The sequence below is a fragment of the Argonema antarcticum A004/B2 genome (assembly GCF_023333585.1).
Lineage (GTDB): Bacteria > Cyanobacteriota > Cyanobacteriia > Cyanobacteriales > Aerosakkonemataceae > Argonema > Argonema antarcticum.
Genome location: NZ_JAIQZN010000016.1, coordinates 1 through 22,120, shown reverse-complemented (window position 1 = coordinate 22,120; position 22,120 = coordinate 1). Strand labels below are relative to the sequence as shown.

The window sequence follows — 22,120 nt, the reverse complement described above, 5'->3', positions numbered from 1 at the left end:
CTACTTGTAGATGTGGCAAAGTTCGATGACCTTGGTTTGCAGGGCGGTTGTTGCCTCTGCGCCTTGTTTGAGGCTGACTTCTAAGTCTAGCAGTACGGGCAAAGTGGCAGAAAGTTTTGGCAAGGTGAGAGAGTTGACCTCTTGCTTAAGAAAGTAAATGCGTTTGGGGTTGCCGACTTCAGCGGCGGTGGCGATCGCTTTTTCATCCCGCTCGCCCGACTGGATCATCAGCTTAACCCATAACCAGGTCCGAAATTGTCCAATTAAGGTCGCAACAATTCTTAAAGCTGGCTCGTTGCGATCGATCAAATCGGCGACTAATCCCAAAGCTTTGCCTGTATCAGCGCCTCGGATGGCCACCGCCAACTGCAAGCTGTTTTGGGTGTTAGCCGTGACCAAAAAAGCAACAGTATCGGCAGAAAGAGCCTGTTGTGAGTCCAGTCCGAACAGCCGTAGTTTTTTCAGCTCGCTAAAAAGCAGCCTTGTATCGTTACCAACGCAATCAGCCAAAAGTTCGATCGCATCTGGCGTTAGCTTTACCCCAACCTCTTGTGCAGCTTGTTTAACTTGCTGTACGATCTGGTCTGTCTTCCAAGGCGGGATCGGGGAAAACTCCCGGACATCGGCGTGGTTTTGCAGCAGCTTAGTGGATTTAAGCCGCCCATCCGGTTTGGAGCGGCAAGTCATTAACAGAACAGAAGACTTCGGTAGGACGGGCAGAGTCCGCTGTAATTCCGCCAACAGGTCTTCAGAACAATGCTGGGTTATGGTTGTATCAACCAGCCAGACCAAACGCTGACCCGCCCCAAAAGTCGGCGTCATGGCTTGATTTAAAGCCTGGATCGCAGCATCTGGTTGTTCGGGAGATATTTTGTCATAGTTAAAACTAGCCCATTGGGGATCGAGTACGGTTTCGCGCAACTTGCCAACAGCTTGTTGGATCGCAAAATCATCTTCCCCCCAGTAGAGGTAAATTGGCATAAAGAGTACGTTGATCCCCGGTAATTGGTCATTGGTCATTGGTCATTGGTCATTGGTCATGAAAATTTTTGAGATTTTCGTCCGATGCCCCATCAGGCTACCAGTTTAAACCGGGAACCCCACCCCTTGCCCCCTCCCCTCCCCGTCAACGGGGAGAGAAGTATTTCTCCCCCCTCTCCGAGGTCGGAGAGGGGGGTTGGGGGGGGTGAGGTTCCCGTTTTAGGTTCGTAGCCCCCCATCAACTGACAATGACTGTGGCAGCTACCTAAAATCTATTCCATTTAAAATGCGAGGCTATCAAGGTTGGACGAGAACTATCAAACTTACTTGAATCGGGTAGCACGGATGATGCTACCAGAAACTTACAGATCCCAAGTACAGCATATTCAGGAATCGCCAAAGTTTCAGCCGCGCCCGGAAGGTGGCTTCCAAGCTGTGCCATTTCCTGGCTATACGGTTATCACCCCACCTTCAGAGGAAGATTCGGAAAATTTTGCTTTTTATACGCAATTAAAAGATTGCCAAGAGCAACTTTTGCAAAAGTTAGATCCCGGTCTGATGGTGGCGGTGCCGCCAGCTAGCTTTCATGTAACTTTAGCTGACTTGATTTGGGATGGTGCTTACCGCGACGCGAGTCAGAATCCTGAGTTTGATGTGCGGTTGGGTGAAACAATTGCACAAATTTTTCAGCAGAGTCTACCGTTGGTGAGCGGTGGTATTCCAATTCGATGGCAAATATTAGGATTAATGCTGATGCCGCGAGCGCTGGCAGTTTATTTGTTGCCCGCAGATGAACCTTCCTACGATCGCATTCTCAAACTCCGTCAAACGGTCTATCAAAATCGCGATTTAATTTCGCTTGGAATTGAGCAGCAGTACCACTTCACAGCTCACATAACTCTGAGCTATTTTGGCTCTGTATCGGCTGATTTAGACCGGGATCGTCTCAGCAGTACGCTATCTGATTTCAATTTGCAGTGGCTGGAAAATGCGCCGGAACTCTTGGTAAAGAAAGCTGAATTGCGAAAGTTCGACGATATGACGCGCTACTATCGGGAACCTGACTGGCCAGTCCTGGAATTTTAGATTTTAGATTGGGGAAAGCTGGTCTAAATCGGATAATCTAGGAAACTGATTTGCCACCTAATCATCCTTCTCATCCAAAATTTCCATGAGTTTGCCTATTCATCCCATTATGGAGCAGAGTTTCGCGGTAATCGATCGCGAAATTGGCTCCCACAACTTCAGCCCAAACGAATACGCGATCGTGCGACGGGTGATCCACAGCACGGCTGACTTTGAGTTCAAGCAGCTAATTCGCTTTACTCCAGGCGCAATAGAGGCGGGAATTGCTGCTATCCGATGTCGCGTACCGATTGTGACAGATGTTGGGATGGTCAAACAAGGGGTTGTTGGATTGGTGTCACAAACCTTTGACAACCCCTTATTCAGTGCTGTAGAGATGGCACAAACCGCACTTCCGGGAAAAACGCGCACCGAAACGGGTTTGTTGCAATGTTGGCGGGAGTTTCCAGAAGCTATTTTTGCGATCGGGAATGCACCCACCGCTTTGCTGGCTCTTTGCACTGAGTTGCTAGAGGCATCGGTACAACCTGCTTTGGTAATTGGCGTTCCCGTCGGCTTCATTTCGGTGGTAGAGTCAAAAGCAGCACTTGCTTCTACTACCGTTCCTCAGATTCGGGTCGAGGGTCGTAAAGGTGGTTCTCCAGTCGCTGCGGCGATCCTTAATGCTTTAATCGTTTTAGCATCTGAGGAATAGTCTGTTTTAATGACTGTTGACTAATTTAAGATTTCAGCACGTCAAATTGTCTGTTGTCATCGTTGGTTAAATTTTTACCACAGATGAAGACAGATGAACACAGATGAACACAGATAAGAATAAGAACAATATTTTTTTAGGTAACCGATACGTATGGACATGATATTACTTGTTCGGATTTCTAAGCTGCTACGCATCTAATTTCATAGTCAGTTTTTCTCTTGCTTCTTGTGGGATGGGCAGGAAAGCCGTCTTTATATTCGATTTAGATGCGTAATAGCTTAATTCTCGGAGTTAATTCAAAATAAATTTGAAATCTGCTATCTAAAATTAAAATTTTCCTAATGACTAATGACAGTACATATTGTTGGAATTGGCTTGGATGGGGCAGATGGACTGACGGATACGGTGCGGCAAATTGTGGAATGGGCGACGGTACTGGTGGGATGCGATCGCCATCTCAAGTACTTCCCCACTCATCCAGCTGACCGAATCTTATTGGGCGATTTTACAATAGCAATTCGGGAAATTCGCCACCGCCTTTCTACTGACAATGTTATTGTCGTTTTAGTTACTGGCGACCCGTTATTTTTTGGGTTGGGGCGTCTGTTGCTGATGGAACTTCCTCCAGAACAATTGACTTTTTATCCCCATCTAAGTTCTATCCAGCTAGCGTTTAATCGGATTAAAGTTTCTTGGCAAGATGCTCGCGTAATTAGCGCTCACGGACGCTCTTTTGACGAGCTTATCCAAGCGTTGCAGCAAGGCGTGGAGAAAATAGCGGTGCTGACGGATGATTCTCACAGTCCAGGTGCGATCGCACGTCTGTTGTTATCTTTAGATTTACCCAGTCATTACCAATTCTGGATCTGCGAAAATTTAGGTGGTGCGGATGAGCGCGTTCAATCTTTGCCGATCGCATCTGTACTAAATCAGACATTTGCACCCCTGAATGTGGTAGTATTATTGCGTCAAATCACAGATGAGCAAATCGACTTAGAAACCTTACCGCATCTGGGATTGCCAGATTCTAGTTTTTTGAGTTTTAGCGATCGGCCCGGTTTGATGACTAAGCGAGAAGTCCGCATCTTAGTCTTGGGAGAATTAGCACTAAAACCAAAACAAACAATCTGGGATGTTGGCGCTGGAACAGGTTCGGTTTCGATTGAAATTGGTCGCTTATTTCCCACTTCTGCCGTGTATGCGATCGAAAAAACATCTGCTGGTACGGCATTGATTGAGGATAATTGCCGTCGTTTCCAAGTCCGCAATGTTATTTCCATCCACGGAAAAGCTCCTGAAATATTATATCACCTCCCGCACCCAGAGCGCATTTTTATTGGCGGTAGTGGTGGCAATTTAAGCGATATTTTGAATATATGTGGCGAAAAGCTAATTCCTGGCGGCGTATTGGTGTTGGCTTTAGCTACTTTGGAACATTTGAATATGGCTGTCACATGGGTGAGCGAAAGGAAATGGGATTACCAGTTGTTGCAAGTGCAGTTATCGCGATCGGTCCCGGTAGCATCTCTGACTCGTTTTTCTCCCCTAAATCCCGTTACTATTTTAACTGCAATCAAGAAGTAATGCTCTCAATTTTCGCTGCGATCGCGTCGGATTAGGTAGTCTATAATTCTATCCAATCGCTCGATCGCTTGTTAGCAACCATGAACAATCAACCATGAACAATCAAACTTTCCCAAAAACCTACTTCTATTACTGAGGCAGGTTTTCCTCCTCTTTCTTCTAAATGTTGGCGATAATTTCGCAATAATTCTTGCATTTTGCGACTTTTATACTGGGGAGATATTTCTTTTAAAGCTTGTCGCCAGTGACTATCAGTTGGTGGTTTCCCAAAACCAGCTAAATATTTGGCTTCTTTTACCAGTTTATCCAGTTCTGCACCGGAAAAACCATTGCTATTTTCTACTAAAAATGTTAGTATATTTTGAGTTATGAGCGGCAGTTTGTAGGCAGAAGAGCGTTTGCGAATAATTTCACGACGTTCTTCTGTATTCGGTGGCATAATAATAAAAATTTCGTCAAATCTGCCAGCGCGAAATAGTTCGGCTGGTAGTGCGTTTCTATTATTAGAAGTAGCGATAAAAAAGATGGAATATTGATTATCGTTGAGCCAAGATAGGAAAGTACCGAATTGTCTGGTATTGACGCCAGAGGTATCGCCACCTATTCCAGCGAATGCTTTTTCGATTTCATCCATAAATAGGATATTGGGTGCGGAAGCTTCGATCGCTCTTAATGCTTGGAAGGTGTTACTTTCTGATTCGCCTACCCATTTTGATTGCAATCGAGATATTTCAAAGTTGATTTGAGGAACGCGCCACTGTTGTGCGATCGCTCTCGCAATGAAAGTTTTTCCACATCCCGGATATCCTTCCAATAGTATAGCACGCGGTCGCATTTGTGGGTGAACATCTTGCTCGAACCATTGTTGCCGATTTACGATCCAATCTTTAATATTTTGCAATCCGCCTACTTCATTCAATCCCTGTCCTTGCGGCTCGAAATATTCCAAAACCCCGGTTTTTCTAATTTCTTGTTTCTTGACTTCTAGAATCAATTCTCCGGCTTGCTGGGGATACATCCAAAGATTTCTGGTAGTAATTAATTTAGCAGTTTGACTAGCAGCTTGCAATGGCATTCCTTGAGCTTGTTCGGCGAGGCGTCTGGCTTCTTCATCGGGGAGATTATATTTGGAAACGGCGACTCTAAATACATCTTGATATAATTCTTCACCGATGGGAAGCGGTAAGTCTAAAATGTGAATGCTGTTGCGAAGGATGGTGGGAATTTGCCAATCGGAACCGATGACAATTAAACTCATTCTAGGGCGAGGTCTTTTTTGATCGATCGCGATAATTAATTCTTTCAATTGTCGCGCTAAAAGATGAGAATGTGGATCGACAAAAGTTGACCAATCTGGTAATATATAAGTATGTTGGCTAGCTGAATTTTCGAGCGCTTGTTTTTCCAATCTTTCTGATAAAAAATTGAGAGCGTGCTGAATGGGATCGGCTCTCGTTGGGAGGGGAGAAGAGATAATTTCCCAAACAGCTTTTCCCGGTTCTCCAGTACGTTTTTGGAAACCGTTATTGCTGCTCCATCTGGCTAATTCTCCATCGGGAATATCGGAGCAATAGGTGAGGGATTGGTGAGATGCGATCGCGCAATTAACCGCTCTAGTTTCTTCAGCGGAACGGAGAAAAATTAGAGGATATTGGGAACGGAGTAAATCTTCTAATTCTTGTTGGCATCTTTGATAAGGAAGTGGGGTTTGCATTATGAGTAAAAGGATTATTTTTTACCACAGATGAACACAGATGAACACAGATGTAATTAGGATCTCTTAGGTACGTAGTTGCGCTTCAGTGCTATACCAACTAGCAACTTATGCTAAAATTCCGCTTCATTGCTATCTGTTTCATAAAATATACTAGGAGATGATTTCGGTGTATAATCAAAGATATCACTAGGTTTAGCATTAGGAGGAATAGTAGTTTTGGGAGGAGTCATCGCATCTGGGGGTAAATCGATCGCGATCGCACTATATTTCCGTCCTTCTTTGATATCGCCAATCCATTCATCGATCAATTTTTTTAACTGCGCGTCTTCAATTTGATGGATACCTTGTTCTTGAAGACGTTGGCGCAAAAGAGATTGGTTTTTCTCCAAACGAAAATAGTCTTCGGGATAGTCTTCGTGAGTACCTGTCAGAGTCACAGGTAATCGGATTTCTTTGTTGAAAATTTTGATGACGGCGATGTATTCGGGCATTTTTTATGAGTTTAAGTCGCGAAAAGAAGAATCTTTCAATTGCTTGCTCCACCATATAAATGGTATCATCGTTCCTAAACCCAACATCAAGATACTTCCCAGAATGGGTAAGCGCTCTGATAAGGGGAGAGCGATATAATCAAAAGTATCTAAGCGGTAAGGTTTTGGATCGGATCTAACATTTGTTAAACGCCGAGATGGTGAGTTTACTGATACCGTAACTTCATAATTACCGCTGCGACGCGCACCAGGTTGTTCGTATTCGATTTCATATTCGCGCAAAGTGCTTAAAAATTTCCGCAAAGTATCTGCTACCGCTGCGGCGTTGGCGGGAAAGGCGTTTATTCCGCCTGTCGCTTCCGCAATTTGTTTTAATCGAGGTTCGTCTACAATAAACTCGTGTATATTTTTAATATCACTTCGACATTTTTTCAAATTATCGACAGTAAGTTCATTATCGCTGAGACGACATCCGATGCGATCGCGCAATTCCTTCAACTTCTCCCCATATCCCATCGTGTGAACTGTCACTTTTGGATATTGTTGAAAAACCTCAAGCAATTTATCGAATCTCTCTGACTCATCGCTGCGATCGTTTACCACATCATACCCATCAGAAAGTAAAATAACAGCTAATCTTGGTGGGGGTAACTTATCATTTGGATTTTGCTGTAGATTTCCCAAATACTTGACAGCTTCATCTAACGGCTGATATATATTGGTAGCAGCACAAACATCAACTTTAGCTAATTTATCTAATTCCAGGTTTAAATCGGGACTCCAAGACGGACTAAAATTTTTATCTATAATACTTTCATTAACAGTAAAGCTATTCTTACATCCCTCCCCAAAAGGAACTAGAGAGATCCGCACATCCCAATTATCTCCCCTAACTTCATTAATAAATTCTCTCACACCGCCAACCGCACCATCCAACTTTTTAGTCCCCCCCGAATCTTCATTTTTCATACTCCCACTCATATCCAACAGCATCACCAACTTAGCAGGGTCAGGTTTAGATTGTTCTGAAGAAAGTAAAGTTATTTGTGATGGACTTAATCTTACCGAATTTCCTTGTGCGTTAGTAGTAGTAATTTTAAAATCATTTTTATTCAAACCTGCGATCGGAACTCTTTCATCATCCAAAACCTTCACCCTCAAAGTAACCTTATCCTGTTTTGTCGTAACCCGATATATTTCCAGCGAAGTCGATAAAGCGGGGAAAGGAAACAACGCCAACAAAGTAGAAAATGCAATTATTTTGAGTTTGTTCATAGTTCATAGTTCATTATTCATGGTTCATTGTTGATTAAACCAATATCAATTTTAACCGATAAATTCCGGTATCTTCAGTCCGTTAAAACGGACTTTCGCTATTAGCCCGGAGGTTTGAACCCCAGGCGAGCTAGGTATTTTCACCCTCCAGCTTTGTTTAGCGCCTCTACACCTCCGGTTCAATTCCCGCCGATCGCAATTGATCTGCTAACCTTCGGGATTGTTCCTCCGCTTGTCGGGCGCGTTCCTCCGCTTGTGCTGCTCTCTCCGCGCCAGTGGGAATCATATTACCAGAAACATCGCACCAGCGCAACCAAGTATCCTCGACCCCTTCATAAACTCCCCGCCACAAAGTTAATCCCAACCCCACATCTTCCAACCAAGTTTCTGTCCTAGAAACATAGTGAATTCCTTGCAATTCATAAACTTGGAGGCGAGTTTCTCCTAGTTGCTGGAACGGGTCTAAAACCACATAATAACCTATCCCAATTCTAGCATAATCTCTCAACTTTTTACCCAACTCATTACCCACCTTATTCGAGACAATTTCGATTACTAATTCTGGTGGTTTACCGAATTCCCAAACAAAATAGGCGCGGTTTTCTTTTTGTCGCCAGTCGGGAGTAACAGAGACATCCAAACTGAGGAAAACATCCGGTACAAAAGGAGGTAAAGTGCGGCTATAAAATAAACCGACATTAGCGCAAACCAAAAAAGGAACCGTACTTTGCCAAGAACTATATAAAGATTCTACCAACAGACGTTGTTGTTTAGCCGAAAAAATGTTATCCACTGGCGTATCATCTTCCGTAATGATATGACTGATATCCGGTGTTAACTCAATTGCCAAAACTTCCGACATACTAACCATCCTTCCAACTTAATCTACATCTGTTCCTATCGGCTGTAAACAAAACCCCCATCCTCCCCATCCAAACATTCTACACTAAAATTCCCTCCCCCAACCCAAAATCTACATCTACATCTGTGTTCATCTGTGTTCATCTGTCTTCATCTGTGGTAAAAAAAAAATCTCCATCCCCCGCCTTTAAGCTTGCGGATCGAGAAACTTATTATAAAATACAAATCGATAATATTTATCCCTATTATTTTTATGGTAAAATGTCAATATATGATTGTGTCTTAAAGTGACCTCCCCATTTTTGGAAAGGCGCGATCGCTGCACCTGAACTGCGCCTTCCACATTGCATTTCAGCACAAAATTTCTTCCTTTTATTTGCAAAGTAGCAGATTTTTTGGGTAGATTAGGGATATAGATATCCGCATCATCTCTAGAACCAATAACAATAGGATGTTTAATTTCAAATGGTAATTGAATAGATAAACCTTCCTCGATTACAATCCCATTGTTTCTTGTGTTATTATTTTCATCATTATCCTCATCCTCATCGTCATCGTCATCCTCAAAATCTCTATCCATCGTCACAAATCTAAGTTGACTATTTTTTAATAGAGCTTTTTCCCTATTCCCACCATACTTAGGATCGATCGCCATCGCCTCAAAACCCTCCCCCGCCCTCAAAGCAGCTAAATAACTTGGAGAAGTAGCAAAACTCAACAACAAACCGAGAGAAAATCCCAAAATAGAAAATCCCACCGGATCTTCATATCCACCCAATTCTATTTTATTGCGAATCAACTCCACAATTACCGCCGCCAGCACACCCGCACCTAAACCAAACAAAGTCGATTTCCAAATCCGTTCTTTCGCCTTATCCGTACCGCCTTCAATACTGCGAAACCGCCAGCTAAACCCCTCACCCACCCCCGTAAACAAACCAACAATACTCCAGACGATAACCCTAACCATCCAATCTGGCGCTGGTGTTTGATAGAGGATGAAATTAAAGATAGCAGCAGCTAAACCCGCACCCATACCTGTTAGCAACGCACTCCAAAAATAAGGCGGTAATACTCGGAAGTTAGCTTTATGGCGAGTGGGGTTGCTGGAAAAGATTTCAGCAATCACAATGGCGACGGCGAGAGAAGCGGCGACAAAGGGAAGGATGATAAAGTCCGCTTTTATCGGGAGAGTTTCATCGATGGGGGATCTCAATAAATCGAGGACAAATTGGCTGATTCCCCAACCAAATAGGGCGGAGAAAATGCCGGATATGGTGAAGAGGAAATATCTCATTTTTGATCTTCTTTTTTTAGTATTTTTTGATTTTCCTTCAAGCATGGGATGAATTCTATAGCTTTTGTCGGATCTTTTTTACAAGATTTTAGTTTGTTAATATTCTGTTTGATTTCATTATCATTTGTTCCTTCTTCAAAGCTTTTTCTCAAAAACTCTTTAACTGGCTTTACTTGTTCCTCTTTAAACGAGTCTTGCAACTTTTTCCAAGTGTCTGGGCCAACAGTACCAGTAGTTTGATTTAATTTCATCTTTATTCGCTGAAAGTTCTTAATTGCTTCTGTAGTTTTTTGATCGAATTGTCCGGTGATTTCTCCATCTCCAGTATAAAATTGGAGTTCTTCTGAATTAGAAGTATACTTTATGAAATTCAGCATTTGTTGGATAATTTTTATGTCATCAGGCGGACTATCAGACTTTACAGGATTATCTTTTGACAAAGATACTGTAGGAGTAAAGGCATTTTTAATGAATGTATTTGTTGTTGCGATAGAGGTTTTCTTTCTTCCCTCGTTATTTCCATCATTATCTTTATCTTTGAGAATTTCGGGTAATTCATCTTTCAGAAATTGAATTAATCTTTGCTTTGCTTGCGGGTCGCCCGTATTGTCCCACAAGTCTAAGTCCCGCTCAAAATTTCTGGGAAGGATGAAATTATTTTTCGCAGAATTATCTTTTGCTTGCGGCAAATTTGCTTGCGGCAAATTTGGTAGATGAAATACCCCAGGGGCAAAACGCATCCCTGCGACTAATGCTAAAATGGCGATAAGAACAGCAACCCCAATTAGATATATGTTAGCCTTTTTTTGTCTCTTCCTGAGTCGAATAATTTTCTCGTTTACATTCTCGTTTACATTTTTGGATATATCCTCTGGGACATCTCCCTCGCTAAGTTGATATAAAACTGCTGACAAATCGTAATTTTTACATTTTTCAAATAACAGAGCTAGCTTTTTATATTCGGGGAATAAGGGGTATTTTCTATTTATCTTACCCTTTTTATCCCACTCACTTAATGTTTCTCGAATTTGTTTATAAAAATCATCGTTTCTTTGTGTATCTTCAGCACTTAGCCAAGACACGAGTTTTTTGGCGTATCCCTGTAAATAGGAAGACCATGTGTAATTTACAAAATCACTACTTAATACAGTATTTGATTTAAACAATAACCATTCAATATTGTCATATTGGTTATTTGTAATATCTGGTGACGTGCATTGTAGCAGCATTTGACTTATCCCTTCATTCACACGGGATACCAGTTGATTGTAAGCATTTTTTGTATTTTCACTGTGGCTAGCCTTTAGAAGTGCTGCTTGAATAGTTAAAGAAGTTGGCTGAAAAGTCTGGTTACTCGTTTTCCTCAACCAGTCTAGCCAACCTTGTACTTCTTCGCCTCCTAAAATCGCCCGTAATGCTTTATACCTGGCCCCAGATGGAGTAGTAGACTGGTTGATTATTTTTTGATCGTTAATCTGACTCCAATTCCACTGAAGGATTGAAGAATGTTGCAAGTAATTAACAAGTTCTGAAAGCTTGTTTTGATTAATATTTTCATTTTTGGCCAGGTCTGATAGGCAATCTCTTGTTGGCTGCCAATCAATATAACCTGGAGGTGGGATCGGCTCATCTCGCTTTACAATTGCTGATGAATTTGGGTTATATAATCTGTTTATCTCAATTTTACTATTTGTATAATATATTATAGTGAATTTTTGTTTTTTATCTAGCTCTTTTACATTCCAAGCCCAAGAAATGGGAAAATTATAAGATTGATGAAGATGTATAGCGAGGTAATGCAGTCCTTTGTAACTAATATTTTTACCATTGTTGTCTAATGTTAATGGAGATTGAGACGAATTATTTTTTATTTTTGGAACCCAATCTTTAAATTCTGAATTAGATTGTATAAAATCATCCCTACTACGAGTATCTGCAAAATAATCTAGCCTTGAATTATTAGGTTTCCAATTAAACTCAAATTTCGGAGATTTAACTTTTTCCCACCAAAGTAATAACGTGCCAATTCCATCTATATCTTCATTTTGAGGTTTTTCCAACCAAAAATATCGGTAACATACTCCTGGGCGATATCCGTCTTCTGTTAAGCTTGTAGCAACTGCCAAGACAGAATATTTATCATCAATTTCTCTGCCGATTAGGGCGAATTTTCCTCCTTGAGGTGGACGATTATCGTTAATCCGAAAATCCCCCCGCTCGACAGCTTCTTGAATTTTTGGCGGAACAGCTATAGTACCTGGCCCAACTTCATTTTTATACCCTCCAGATACAAATTTTCCATCCTTCTCTTCTTCGTAAAACTCTCTAGAAAACTCATATATTTGTATACCTGACATAACCTATAAATCCTCCATTTTTCTTAAACGCCAATCATCTTTCCCTGTATGCAGCCAATAGATAGGTGCAACCAAACCAAAAGGTCTCCAATACTGCGGGTAATTAATCACTCCACAAATAGCGCCGCTATCTCTTGTTTCCTCTCTAAAATTCGGGGTTAGTGGTTCCCCTATCATGCCAAAAGCCGAACAAAAAAAGTAGTTCATCGGACAACCCCATTCCTTCTGCCACTTTTGTAAAGTGGTTTCCGTTTGCGAAAATTTTAACCTCATAAACTTCTGCATATCGTGGCGATGAATCCAAACCGAACCTTGTTCTGCTTTCGAGAACGCAACCGCAATGCGATAGCTGTTTAGATTTTTATTTTGTCCCGTCAACCGAAAATTTAACTCTTCCTTTAACCTCTCGAAAGCTTGGGAATACAACTTATCTTCTCTCGCTGTTCCGTCTATCAATAATAACAAACCAGTAGCATCAGCGCAATCATCTAAATAGTTACTCAGTTTGGGAGTTATATTGGTTTTTCGTAGTTCTTCAATCAGTTTACCCGGATAGTCGCGACAAGATACTTGAAACTTAATATTTCCGCCGATGCGAAAGGCGGGTTTCATTTCAATTAATAAGGTATACAGCGGTAGTTCGTTTGCATCTTCAGGAAAGAAAGTTCCCGCTAAAGGTAATCCATTTTCTAATATATCTTTAGCTTGGTCGATAAGTTTGTCTGTTCGATCGTCAAAAGGTTTAACTGACTCAATTGGACTATCGCGTCTGGCATTGGGCCACCTAGCTAAAGCTGCCATAAAAGTTGTTTTGCCAGCGCGTCGATGGCCAACAATTCTAATATCGGGACTGCCGGATAAATATCGCGGTCTTCTTGAAAAAAGATTGACCACGCTTCGGAAAAATTTGCTAATAGTTTTAATGATTTTTCTAAAGACGGTGGTCATGTAAAGTTCTCCCCGTACTTAACCAATAAATCGGTGCTATTAAACCGTAAGGTTGCCATTGCTCAGGTATTCGCAGAAAAGCATTAAATTCTGATATACTGCCATCATCGGGAATATAGCGATTGGGACGAGGATCGAAATCGCCAATGCGATCGCTCAATACCCCAAAAGACGAACAAGCAAAAAACTTTAATCTTTGCGGCGAAAGTTTTGTCTTCAGAAAATCATAAGTTTCCGGTAATCGCACTCTAAATAAATCTTCTTCTGGGTCAAGACGACACGGCCATAATTCCCCGCGTTCGCATTTAGACATCACCACAGCTATTCGCAAATTCTTTATTTCTGGGTTAATCTTCTCTTTGTTAAATATTTCCTCACATAGCTTTTTAAAAGCCGGTTTATAAAGTGTCTTATCCCGTCCAGGTTCCCAATCAGTTAGCATCACCATCCAAGCATTTGCTGTAAACAAATCATCAATAAATGGTTCTACTTCACTTTGCTTATGGGGTAGGGGAATTTCCTCAAATATCTTACCCGGATAATCTCTGGTATTTAGTTCAATTTCTATAGGAGGCATTCCCTTAATTGAGGGAATCTTAATTCTAAAAAAGTAAAACGGCAAATAATCTATATTTGTTTTGAAAGTACCAGCCAGCTTATTCCCTTGCATAATAATATCTTCCGCCATTCTCCCCAGTCTCTCTGCATCCTCTCCCACAGGCGTTATTTCCATACCTGCATATAATTGCTTCATTTGTTTCTTATGAGGAAAATAAGCCAAAGTAGCCAGATAAGTTGTCTTCCCAGATTGTCTGGGGCCAATAATGCGAATTTCTGCTGATTTAGGAGTTTGGCGAGTCATATTACTTATGGGCGAGATAAGAAGCAAGATGAATCCAGGGAAGTTCTAACAGAGACGGATTCTTAATCGTGGTAATAAAAAATCGCAGGCTTGTGCTATGCTGACGATTATATTCCCGAATTATCTCATCCGCTTTATTAAAATAGGTATTGCGAATATATTCATTGTATTCAATCCAACGCAGCCCTTTCAATTGTTCGTATCGCCACCTCTGGGCTTCAGCTTGAATGTCGCAAAACAAATCCGCTTTGTGAATCGAGATCAGAATGTGTTGGACTGTGGCACAATTCTGATTGAAAAATTGTAGCCAGCTTGCCAAGTTATTAGTCCAAGCGTCTGGACGCCGCAGTTCTTCTTCCGTTGTGATACGCTGGGGAGGCAGCAGGAGCAGAACCCCTTGACTCTGGCTGACTTCTGTTTGGATACCCTGCCAAGCCGCCAATTTTGTTTCTTGCCACTCTTTAGATTTTTCCCAAGCTTCACCGGGAGTATCTATCCAACGAACTTGGATTTGCCTTTCCCCACCCGGTAGCTTAACTTCCACTAGCAACGTTTCTTCCTCTTTCCTAGAAGTACCTGCTGCTTCACCCGTATCGGGATCGTAATATTTTTTCAGGTCGGTAAGCACTTTGACGTGCTTAGTCCCTGGGTCATGCAAAGCTATGACCATACTCGTTTTCCCTACCGCTCGATCGCCTATCACCACCACGCTCATCCGCTACCATACCCGAAACTTGCGGTTATTCTATCACTGGTTTCAACGTTGACGCTGCGATCGTAGACACTCGCAAATTGGTTTAGTCGATCGCACACTCACCTACCCAGAAACCCCCTACCCAGAAACCCGGTTTCTCTAAGAAACCGGGTTTCTATCCAGGGTTTCTCAAATCCTCATCAACACCACCCCAGTTCCCAACAAACACAAAATTCCCATTAAACCAGCTAAAGGTTTCTCCGAAAAACCCGTTATCCAAGGCGAAATCTTACCCGTATACTTAATCAATTTAGCTGTATCAATAGTTGCAATACCCCAAATCCAACCTGCGTGCAATCCCCAAGCTAAACCCAAACTACCGCCATCTACCAACCGCGCCAAAACTAAAACCATTCCCATCAACCATAATCCCGGCAATTGGGGCAAAGTTTCGTCAATTTCCCAAACTAAGTGCAGCAGGGCAAAAATCAGGCTGGAAATAATCGCCGCCACTAATATAGAATAATCCTGCTGAAGTTCGTTCAGCAGGAAACCGCGAAAAATTAACTCCTCTATCCCGCTAACCAACAATCCTATTAATAAGGTTGTCAGCAAGATCTCTAAGAGATTTGTGTCTTTTTCAAGACGCCAATTTACCCAACCTAGCGCCCATTGAATGCCAAATATAACGATAATGCCGATCGCACCAAAGCCCAATCCCAGTCCTACAGAAACTAAGACAGCGGGATTCCAGGCTAACCCGTAATTTGAGAAAGACACGCCCTCCACCCAAGCTACACCCCACAATAGGAGTGGCGCAATGAGATAGAGGGATGCCAACAAAGGCAGCTTTTGCGACGCCTCCAAGGGCTTCGGAGGGTGCCAATTCAAGGCCCTGGCGGTGGGGATTGCTATAGGCAACCAACACAGCGTCCAGGCGAGGAAAAAAACCATCACCTTCACAAGTGCGATCGCAGAAGTAAAAAACAACTGCATCGCGCCAACTGTCCCCTCAAACATAGTCATAGCCAATCAACCTGACCATTAGCGGTAATTTTGACGAAGTAGTCAGTAGGCTCGAAGCATTTGTGTTGTTAAGATTTTGATACTCAGTCAAAAATTATCTACACAAATACTTCGCCCTACCATTTTGGCTTGGTGTCAGTTTATTGAGCTTCACCTGCTTGAGGATTTTTATTCCTCTTCTTCGCCGTCATCCACCGATACCTTACCGTTGCTTGACCCATTTTTGTCAGCGTCAACCTGGATCAGGTGAATGTGCTTATAGCCCAGCTTTATTTCAAATTCATCACCGGACTTTAATCCCATTGACTCGGTATAGGTTGAACCTATCACAATCTGACCGTTTTTATGGACGCTTACCCGATAAGTCGCTTCGCGACCGCGACCATCTTTCGAGCCTTCGGGATTGAGAGCAATACCCCGCGCTTCTAGAACTGCGTCATAAAAATCTGTTAGATTGACGCGATCCAGGTTATTTTTGGTAACCGAGTAGTACCCACAACGCTTTGCTGTTTCGCGGCGGGGTAAGTGGGAGAGTTCTTTTACTTTGTTAAGGAGAGCTTTTCCTGTTAATGGTGCTGTTGCTGTTTCAGTCATTGCTTTGAGAAATATCCGCTTTTTAGTTTAGTTAATAGAATCCGAAGCCAAGTTTGGCTCTATAAAGAATATATCCTTAAATGAGGTGGTTTTGACAAGTACTTTTCTGAAAATTTATCCTAAATCAAATATTTCATTTAACTTTGGCAATCCCCGACTCGATATTTAAGGCTTCGAGATGTAATTCACCGGGCCGATCGGCAGGTTTTCCCTACAAAAGATACATAGCGCTACATTATTACGAGCATCTTGAAAGAGAAAATCTATCTTTGAGAACATTTACTCAGTGATACATATAGTAAAGTGCTGAGTCCTGAGTCCTGAGTCCTGAGTGGAAACAGAGTGGCTTCCTTGCTTTGATAGATCTACATTTTTGCTATGCCCAGCGCTCGCTAATAGAAAAAAAACCTTATTCCCTTGCCAAGAAAGCAAAATCGTGCTGTTGTTGACGGCTGAGCTTTAAACTAGAAAAAGTGGCACTTTAAGAGAAGGTTCCCCCCTCCCCACCGTAAACTTCACGAAGGTTAGAGACAATGCAAGTTAGTTTTAAAATTGTCAGACAGAGCCAAAATACCAGCCCCCGCTTTCAGACTTATCAGCTGGATGTTGAACCTGGTAACACAATTCTAGATTGCCTGAATCGCATCAAGTGGGAACAAGATGGAAGTTTAGCTTTTCGGAAAAATTGCCGCAATACGATTTGCGGCAGTTGCTCTATGCGGATTAACGGTCGATCGGCTCTGGCTTGTAAGGAAAATATAGGTAACGAAGTGGCTCGGCTGCAACAGATGGCTTCCACGTCCAATTCAGATGCTGCTCTTAGTTCGTCAGAATCGGTTCTGGAAATGACGATCGCACCAATGGGCAATATGCCGATCATCAAGGATTTGGTGGTGGATATGCAAAGTTTCTGGGACAATCTGGAGGCAGTCGATCCTTATATTAGTACTGCTGCTAGACAAGTCCCGGAACGGGAGTTTCTGCAAACCCCCGCAGAGCGATCGCAACTCGATCAAACTGGAAATTGTATACTTTGCGGCGCTTGTTATTCCGAATGTAACGCCCGTGAAGTTAACCCAGAATTTGTCGGCCCTCACGCCCTAGCGAAAGCTTATCGGATGGTAGCTGATTCTCGCGATGCCCAAACCGAAACCCGTTTGGAAAAATATAACCAAGGCACTCAGGGAGTGTGGGGCTGTACCCGGTGCTTTTATTGCAATGCGGTTTGTCCTATGGATGTAGCACCGATGGATCGAATTGGCGAAATTAAAAGTGAAATTCTGGCTCTCCAGGACGCCCAAGCCAGTCGATCGATTCGCCATCGTAAGGTATTAGTGGATCTAGTTAAAGAAGGCGGCTGGATTGACGAACGTAAATTTGGTTTGCAAGTAGTCGGTAACTATTTTAGGGATATAAAAGGACTGATTAGCCTGGGGCCTCTGGGATTGCGGATGCTCCTAAAAGGCAAATTTCCCCTGGGATTTGAACCTTCTGGTGGTGTAGAAGAAGTGCGATCGCTAATCGAATCCGTTCAACAACTGGAAGGGAAGAAGGGGCTATAAAAGTCAAAAGTCAAAAGTCAAAAGTCAAAAGCAAATAGGGCTAGGGGCTAGGGGGAAGAGGGAAGAATTTCAGATTTCAAATCTAAAATCTAAAATCTGAAATTTAAAATCTAGCGAATTGTCAGCAGATAACGGCCTCGACCTCCTGGCTGGTAGGTATTGACGATCGCACGATAGATACCAGCCCTGGGTAAAGTCACACTAACGGCAGAATTAGGGTCGTTCGGGCTGATATTGTTATTCTCTGCCAGCTTCTCACCATCTGGCCCTAAAAGTGCCAAATAAGGATCGAAATCAGCACTTTCCAGCGTAATCGTCACCGACTGACCGGCACGACCTTGAAAATTGTACATTCTGTAAAAACTGCCATCGGAAGACAATACCGAGGCACCAGGGCCTAGCACGCCCTCTTGCTGTAAAATCAAGTTTTCTACCCTGAGTCGATTCCGGCGACCGCCAGCACCACCAGCCAAGGCTCTTAAAATGAAATTGCCCGATTCACCTGCCTGATATGAGTTGGCAATCAACAAATAAGTACCTGACATCGGCAATGTCACCGCGATTCTGGCATTTTTGCTGCCAGCTGAGTCATCATCTTGAGCTATTTCGCGGCGATTCGGCCCCAGCAGAATCAAAAACGGGTCGATTTCCCGGCTGAGCATCTCAATTACAACTTGCTGACCGGCTCTGCCTTCAAACCTGTAGACTTTAAAAAAGCTGTTATCCACTGGTAAGATGTTGTCGCCGGGGCCTAGTCTGTCATTGACCGGCACACCGTTGAATGCTAGATTTTGTGGCGGATTGGCTGTTCTAGGTTGTTGCCGCTGAGTGACGCGGGGGGCGCGTCCGGCGCGGACGGCTGCTAAGAAAGGCTGCAAACGGTCTACAGAGATGGCAAACCCAATGCCAATGTTGCCACCAGCACGACTGTTGGTAAAAATAGCAGTATTTACGCCAATCAGTTCTCCTTGGCCGTTCAGGAGTGGCCCCCCAGAATTGCCGGGATTGATGGCGGCATCGGTTTGAATCAAGCCCCGTTCTCTGTCAATGCGGCTGACAATTCCGACGGTAAAAGTACCTGCGAATTGACCGAAGGGATTGCCGATCGCAAATGCTCGCTGTCCCACCTGTATGGAACCAGTACGTGCCAAGCGAATAGTGGGCAGATTGGTGACACCGCGAATTTTGAGGACGGCTAAGTCGAGACCGTTGTTACCAAAAGCAATAACATCTGCTGGAAACCGCCTGTTATCGCCCAAGACAACTGTGACGGTGCGCCTGGTGTTTTGGACGACGTGGGCATTGGTCAAAACAAGACCGTCTGGGCTGATAATACTGCCACTTCCAGTTCCACTCCCCACGACGACGGATACCACTGCCGGACTCGCTCTTTGATAAACTCGAACATTAATTTGTTCGTCAGCGTCTTGGGCGTAAGCAGGGCTTGAATTGACGGATAGCAGACTGGTTATGGCAAGAGCGTTAATCCCAGTCAGACCGATCGCAGATCCGGCGCTTAATACCCCTGATGTAATTAAAGATAGAAGTTTAGTGTTCATCCTTGAACTTAGGATTTAATGGTTATTGTCATATTTGAATGCGGTTATAGCTTATTCTGTTCCCAGTTTCGCTTCACCGTCTCGAATCCAGCTGGCTAATACTTTATTAGCAGTTTTATTTACCTGTGGCATTGACCGAAATCACCGATCTCAACGAGGATCTGTCGGCACGTCTAAGGGTCTTCCCGATCGATCGTAAACTAAAATATCCCACTGGCCGTTGACGCTCGATTCAAAGGCAATTATATTACCATCAGCGCTGATGGTCGGGTTTCTTACTTGGGCTTGTAGGTTGCTGGTAAGGTTGCGTAACTGCCTGGTTTGCCTGTCGTAAAGAGAAATTCCCGATCGGCCCTGGCGAATCGTGGCAAAAACGATATAGCGACCATCTTGGGAAATAGAGGGATGATTTGCTAGAGCATCTTGGGCATTTAGTCCCGGCAAATCGATCAGACGCCGCTCCACCACATCATAAAGGTAGATATCTTGACGTCGCCGTCGGTCAGAACTAAAAACAATATAGCGATCGGCCATTTGCGGTTCCATATCCGCAGATGGACTATTGATAGTTCCATCTCCTGCATCGAAGGGAAGTTGTTGGAAGCTGAGGTTAGCGGTGCAAGCACTTAAACCAAGCGTAGCAATAGCTGATAGCAAGATAAATTTCATTAGTCATTGGTCATGGGTCATTAGTCATTAGTCATTGGTCATTGGTCATTGGTCATTAGTTATTTTTTTATCCTCGCCGAACGTCTCACGTCGAAGCCTCTGCTCCCCCTCTCTCCCTCTCTCCCTCTTCCTTATCTAACTCAATATTTAAACCCCGGTCTATTATCTCAATATCCCATTGACCGCGATTACCGCTTTCAAAAACGATATAACGACCATCGGGACTAATATTTGGATTACGCACTTGACCTCGATACGATAGGGTGAGAGGTTGCGATCGTTGAATGGCGCGATCGTAAAGTGCCACAATCGGTCTACCTCGATCGTCGGCGGTGTAGACAATGTAGCGACCTGTGTAACTGAGGCTGGGATGTTCTACGATCGCTCCAGGACGGTTCAAGCCCGGTAACTCGATCGATCGCCGCTGTTGCAAATCGTACAGCAGAATTCTGCGCCCGCCCTGACGGTTCGATACAAACGCCAAAAAGCGACCGTTTCCGCTCAAAGCCGGTTGCTCATCGCTGTTCCCACTGTTGAGAGAGCTTGAGATCAAAGGAATCTCAATCTGACTACAGCCAACAACCAATCCAGCTAGACTTAAGCCCATTCCCCAATTGAGCCACTGCTGGGTTAAGGATCTAGGCATTTATTTTTTATAGCCACAGTCAGATATTTTAGGACAGTATTGAGGTATTCCCCGCAAGGAAGCGACTGTGTTTGCACTCCTCACTTACCACTCACCGCTCCCCACTTAGCACTCCTCACTTACCACTCAGCACTCAGCACTCAGCACTTTATCGATCGAAATTGACTGAATTATCCTCCTCATCATCGTTAGGATCGATCGGCTGATAATCCACATAATCGCTTGGTGTGGGGTCTGTATTCCGCGAAGAACGTTCTCGATCGTAACCAGAGTCTCCTGCTGGACGCCGCCGGGGGCGCGGAGATGCTGTTTCTGGCTGTCGGGGTTCGTCGCGGGGGGGACGATTTCCGCTTCTGCGAGGTTGAGTGTCTTCCACATTCCCCGAATCTCCCCACTCATCCCTTACTTCAGGACGTGGAGTTTCTGGACGGGGGCGACGTTGGCGGCGCGTTTCTCCCGAACCGAGTTTGTCGTTACTGGTGTCCCGATTGGTTGGACGGCGACGGGTTTCGCTTCCATTAGTCCCGTTTCGCGTGTTTCTGGATTCTTGGTTACCTCGGAGGCGGCGGGGGATGAGTTCCTCATCATCAGGGGTGAGTGCATCTAGTTCCGCATCCTGATAAACTTTGTACTTCCTGCTGACGGGGCGCTCTTCATCCACAATCGGTGTATTCCGCTTTGCTTGTTCTGTCGCTACTCCCCGCAGGCGAAGATTTTCGATCGCAAAAAAGATGGTCGCTCCTGTCAGCAAAACCTGACCAAACTGCATAATTGGATCGAACCGCCATCCATAAACCAGCAAAATCCCCCCGCACAGTAAAGAAACTGCCGAAAAGAAGATATCTGAGTCTCGCGATAGCTCTGGACGCCAAGTTCTTAGAGCATATAAGGCTGTTCCACCAATAGCTAGAACAATGCCCGACATACTCGCTAAGTTAAAATTTACGTTTATCATTAGCCTCTTCCCTCAGTCAGTCCTATGATAGCGAAGTTAAGTCGGGGTCTTTCTTACCTAATATGCCAAGTTATATCGCAGAAATATGGAACCGGGAACTCTAAACGGGGAAAAAAGAAGTCAAAATGTTCTTAAAATAACATTTGCATACTTATTCCGAAAGAGCCTAATTACCCCGATAATCATAAAAACACTCGGTAAGTGGGAAACTCAGAGTCTTTAGACCTGAGAGGGAAACGACACGAGCGGTTTTAACCGC

Annotated in this window: 20 protein-coding genes; 4 read left to right on the top strand and 16 right to left on the bottom strand. The window is 43.6% G+C overall.

Translation table 11 applies throughout. The annotated features are described in order from the left end of the window. Entirely contained in the window at positions 1–981 is a 981-nt protein-coding gene (gene holA, locus LAY57_RS09520) for a DNA polymerase III subunit delta (RefSeq protein ID WP_249066261.1), read from the bottom strand. 303 nt (positions 982–1,284) lie between these two features. Between holA and LAY57_RS09515 the strand changes: the two genes are divergently transcribed. The 3 genes from LAY57_RS09515 to cbiE all read left to right on the top strand — a co-directional run bounded on the left by LAY57_RS09515 (position 1,285) and on the right by cbiE (position 4,348). Beyond that, a complete protein-coding gene (locus tag LAY57_RS09515; protein WP_249066183.1) occupies positions 1,285–2,067 on the top strand; it encodes a DUF1868 domain-containing protein in 783 nt (260 codons plus the stop codon). A gap of 85 nt (positions 2,068–2,152) precedes the next feature. Beyond that, positions 2,153–2,761 carry a cobalt-precorrin-8X methylmutase gene (locus LAY57_RS09510; RefSeq protein ID WP_249066182.1) on the top strand — a complete coding sequence of 203 codons (609 nt, stop codon included), beginning with the start codon at positions 2,153–2,155 and terminating at the stop codon, positions 2,759–2,761. A gap of 351 nt (positions 2,762–3,112) precedes the next feature. After that, on the top strand, positions 3,113–4,348 hold the full coding sequence (cbiE, locus tag LAY57_RS09505; RefSeq protein WP_249066181.1) for a precorrin-6y C5,15-methyltransferase (decarboxylating) subunit CbiE: 1,236 nt from the start codon (positions 3,113–3,115) through the stop codon (positions 4,346–4,348). An 88-nt stretch (positions 4,349–4,436) separates the two neighbouring features. Here the strand turns inward: cbiE and LAY57_RS09500 are convergent, their stop codons facing one another. The 11 genes from LAY57_RS09500 to LAY57_RS09450 all read right to left on the bottom strand — a co-directional run bounded on the left by LAY57_RS09500 (position 4,437) and on the right by LAY57_RS09450 (position 16,470). After that, on the bottom strand, positions 4,437–6,062 hold the full coding sequence (locus tag LAY57_RS09500) for an AAA family ATPase (RefSeq protein ID WP_249066180.1): 1,626 nt from the start codon (positions 6,060–6,062) through the stop codon (positions 4,437–4,439). Between the two features lie 113 nt (positions 6,063–6,175). Continuing rightward, positions 6,176–6,556 carry a hypothetical protein gene (locus tag LAY57_RS09495; RefSeq protein WP_249066179.1) on the bottom strand — a complete coding sequence of 127 codons (381 nt, stop codon included), beginning with the start codon at positions 6,554–6,556 and terminating at the stop codon, positions 6,176–6,178. Positions 6,557–6,559: 3 nt separating this feature from the next. Continuing rightward, entirely contained in the window at positions 6,560–7,831 is a 1,272-nt protein-coding gene (locus LAY57_RS09490) for a vWA domain-containing protein (RefSeq protein ID WP_249066178.1), read from the bottom strand. Between the two features lie 166 nt (positions 7,832–7,997). Further along, the gene (locus LAY57_RS09485; RefSeq protein WP_249066177.1) at positions 7,998–8,693 is read right to left on the bottom strand and encodes a Uma2 family endonuclease; all 696 of its coding nucleotides are present in this window, start codon (positions 8,691–8,693) and stop codon (positions 7,998–8,000) included. Positions 8,694–8,879: 186 nt separating this feature from the next. Next, complete coding sequence (locus tag LAY57_RS09480; protein ID WP_249066176.1) at positions 8,880–9,989, bottom strand: chloride channel protein; 1,110 nt, start codon at positions 9,987–9,989, stop codon at positions 8,880–8,882. After that, positions 9,986–12,346: a peptidoglycan-binding domain-containing protein gene (locus tag LAY57_RS09475; protein WP_249066175.1), complete on the bottom strand. Its 2,361-nt coding sequence runs from the start codon at positions 12,344–12,346 to the stop codon at positions 9,986–9,988. Before LAY57_RS09475 ends, LAY57_RS09480 begins: the two co-directional genes overlap by 4 nt. Before the next feature lie 3 nt (positions 12,347–12,349). Next, the gene (locus LAY57_RS09470; RefSeq protein WP_249066174.1) at positions 12,350–13,294 is read right to left on the bottom strand and encodes a hypothetical protein; all 945 of its coding nucleotides are present in this window, start codon (positions 13,292–13,294) and stop codon (positions 12,350–12,352) included. Further along, positions 13,278–14,156 (bottom strand): hypothetical protein, encoded by an 879-nt coding sequence (locus LAY57_RS09465; RefSeq protein WP_249066173.1) that lies wholly within the window; start codon positions 14,154–14,156, stop codon positions 13,278–13,280. Before LAY57_RS09465 ends, LAY57_RS09470 begins: the two co-directional genes overlap by 17 nt. 1 nt (position 14,157) lies before the next feature. After that, entirely contained in the window at positions 14,158–14,871 is a 714-nt protein-coding gene (locus LAY57_RS09460) for a GTPase domain-containing protein (protein ID WP_249066172.1), read from the bottom strand. A 168-nt stretch (positions 14,872–15,039) separates the two neighbouring features. Then, entirely contained in the window at positions 15,040–15,876 is an 837-nt protein-coding gene (locus tag LAY57_RS09455) for a CPBP family intramembrane glutamic endopeptidase (RefSeq protein WP_249066171.1), read from the bottom strand. Positions 15,877–16,044: 168 nt separating this feature from the next. Next, positions 16,045–16,470, bottom strand: coding sequence for an AbrB/MazE/SpoVT family DNA-binding domain-containing protein (locus LAY57_RS09450; RefSeq protein WP_249066170.1), 426 nt, complete (start codon positions 16,468–16,470; stop codon positions 16,045–16,047). 533 nt (positions 16,471–17,003) lie between these two features. On the opposite strand from LAY57_RS09450, the gene LAY57_RS09445 reads away from it, so the two are divergent. Beyond that, a complete protein-coding gene (locus tag LAY57_RS09445) occupies positions 17,004–18,032 on the top strand; it encodes a succinate dehydrogenase/fumarate reductase iron-sulfur subunit (protein ID WP_249066169.1) in 1,029 nt (342 codons plus the stop codon). Positions 18,033–18,142: 110 nt separating this feature from the next. On the opposite strand, the gene LAY57_RS09440 is transcribed toward LAY57_RS09445, so the two are convergent. From LAY57_RS09440 to LAY57_RS09425, 4 genes are all read right to left on the bottom strand, one after another. Next, entirely contained in the window at positions 18,143–19,591 is a 1,449-nt protein-coding gene (locus LAY57_RS09440) for a trypsin-like peptidase domain-containing protein (RefSeq protein WP_249066168.1), read from the bottom strand. Between the two features lie 150 nt (positions 19,592–19,741). Beyond that, positions 19,742–20,260 (bottom strand): TolB family protein, encoded by a 519-nt coding sequence (locus LAY57_RS09435; RefSeq protein WP_249066167.1) that lies wholly within the window; start codon positions 20,258–20,260, stop codon positions 19,742–19,744. A gap of 85 nt (positions 20,261–20,345) precedes the next feature. After that, the gene (locus LAY57_RS09430; protein ID WP_249066166.1) at positions 20,346–20,906 is read right to left on the bottom strand and encodes a TolB family protein; all 561 of its coding nucleotides are present in this window, start codon (positions 20,904–20,906) and stop codon (positions 20,346–20,348) included. Positions 20,907–21,054: 148 nt separating this feature from the next. Further along, on the bottom strand, positions 21,055–21,861 hold the full coding sequence (locus LAY57_RS09425) for a Ycf66 family protein (RefSeq protein ID WP_249066165.1): 807 nt from the start codon (positions 21,859–21,861) through the stop codon (positions 21,055–21,057). Positions 21,862–22,120 lie beyond the last annotated feature (259 nt).

What these genes read in the sequence shown, in the direction of transcription:
- LAY57_RS09435 (WP_249066167.1), bottom strand. Translation starts at nt 20,260, where the DNA reads ATGAAATTTATCTTGCTATCAGCTATTGCTACGCTTGGTTTAAGTGCT.
- LAY57_RS09490 (WP_249066178.1), bottom strand. Translation starts at nt 7,831, where the DNA reads ATGAACAAACTCAAAATAATTGCATTTTCTACTTTGTTGGCGTTGTTT.
- LAY57_RS09485 (WP_249066177.1), bottom strand. Translation starts at nt 8,693, where the DNA reads ATGTCGGAAGTTTTGGCAATTGAGTTAACACCGGATATCAGTCATATC.
- LAY57_RS09510 (WP_249066182.1), top strand. Translation starts at nt 2,153, where the DNA reads ATGAGTTTGCCTATTCATCCCATTATGGAGCAGAGTTTCGCGGTAATC.
- LAY57_RS09495 (WP_249066179.1), bottom strand. Translation starts at nt 6,556, where the DNA reads ATGCCCGAATACATCGCCGTCATCAAAATTTTCAACAAAGAAATCCGA.
- LAY57_RS09465 (WP_249066173.1), bottom strand. Translation starts at nt 14,156, where the DNA reads ATGACTCGCCAAACTCCTAAATCAGCAGAAATTCGCATTATTGGCCCC.
- holA (WP_249066261.1), bottom strand. Translation starts at nt 981, where the DNA reads ATGCCAATTTACCTCTACTGGGGGGAAGATGATTTTGCGATCCAACAA.
- LAY57_RS09455 (WP_249066171.1), bottom strand. Translation starts at nt 15,876, where the DNA reads ATGACTATGTTTGAGGGGACAGTTGGCGCGATGCAGTTGTTTTTTACT.
- LAY57_RS09470 (WP_249066174.1), bottom strand. Translation starts at nt 13,294, where the DNA reads ATGACCACCGTCTTTAGAAAAATCATTAAAACTATTAGCAAATTTTTC.
- LAY57_RS09425 (WP_249066165.1), bottom strand. Translation starts at nt 21,861, where the DNA reads ATGATAAACGTAAATTTTAACTTAGCGAGTATGTCGGGCATTGTTCTA.
- LAY57_RS09475 (WP_249066175.1), bottom strand. Translation starts at nt 12,346, where the DNA reads ATGTCAGGTATACAAATATATGAGTTTTCTAGAGAGTTTTACGAAGAA.
- LAY57_RS09430 (WP_249066166.1), bottom strand. Translation starts at nt 20,906, where the DNA reads ATGCCTAGATCCTTAACCCAGCAGTGGCTCAATTGGGGAATGGGCTTA.
- LAY57_RS09445 (WP_249066169.1), top strand. Translation starts at nt 17,004, where the DNA reads ATGCAAGTTAGTTTTAAAATTGTCAGACAGAGCCAAAATACCAGCCCC.
- LAY57_RS09440 (WP_249066168.1), bottom strand. Translation starts at nt 19,591, where the DNA reads ATGAACACTAAACTTCTATCTTTAATTACATCAGGGGTATTAAGCGCC.
- cbiE (WP_249066181.1), top strand. Translation starts at nt 3,113, where the DNA reads ATGACAGTACATATTGTTGGAATTGGCTTGGATGGGGCAGATGGACTG.
- LAY57_RS09480 (WP_249066176.1), bottom strand. Translation starts at nt 9,989, where the DNA reads ATGAGATATTTCCTCTTCACCATATCCGGCATTTTCTCCGCCCTATTT.
- LAY57_RS09460 (WP_249066172.1), bottom strand. Translation starts at nt 14,871, where the DNA reads ATGAGCGTGGTGGTGATAGGCGATCGAGCGGTAGGGAAAACGAGTATG.
- LAY57_RS09450 (WP_249066170.1), bottom strand. Translation starts at nt 16,470, where the DNA reads ATGACTGAAACAGCAACAGCACCATTAACAGGAAAAGCTCTCCTTAAC.
- LAY57_RS09500 (WP_249066180.1), bottom strand. Translation starts at nt 6,062, where the DNA reads ATGCAAACCCCACTTCCTTATCAAAGATGCCAACAAGAATTAGAAGAT.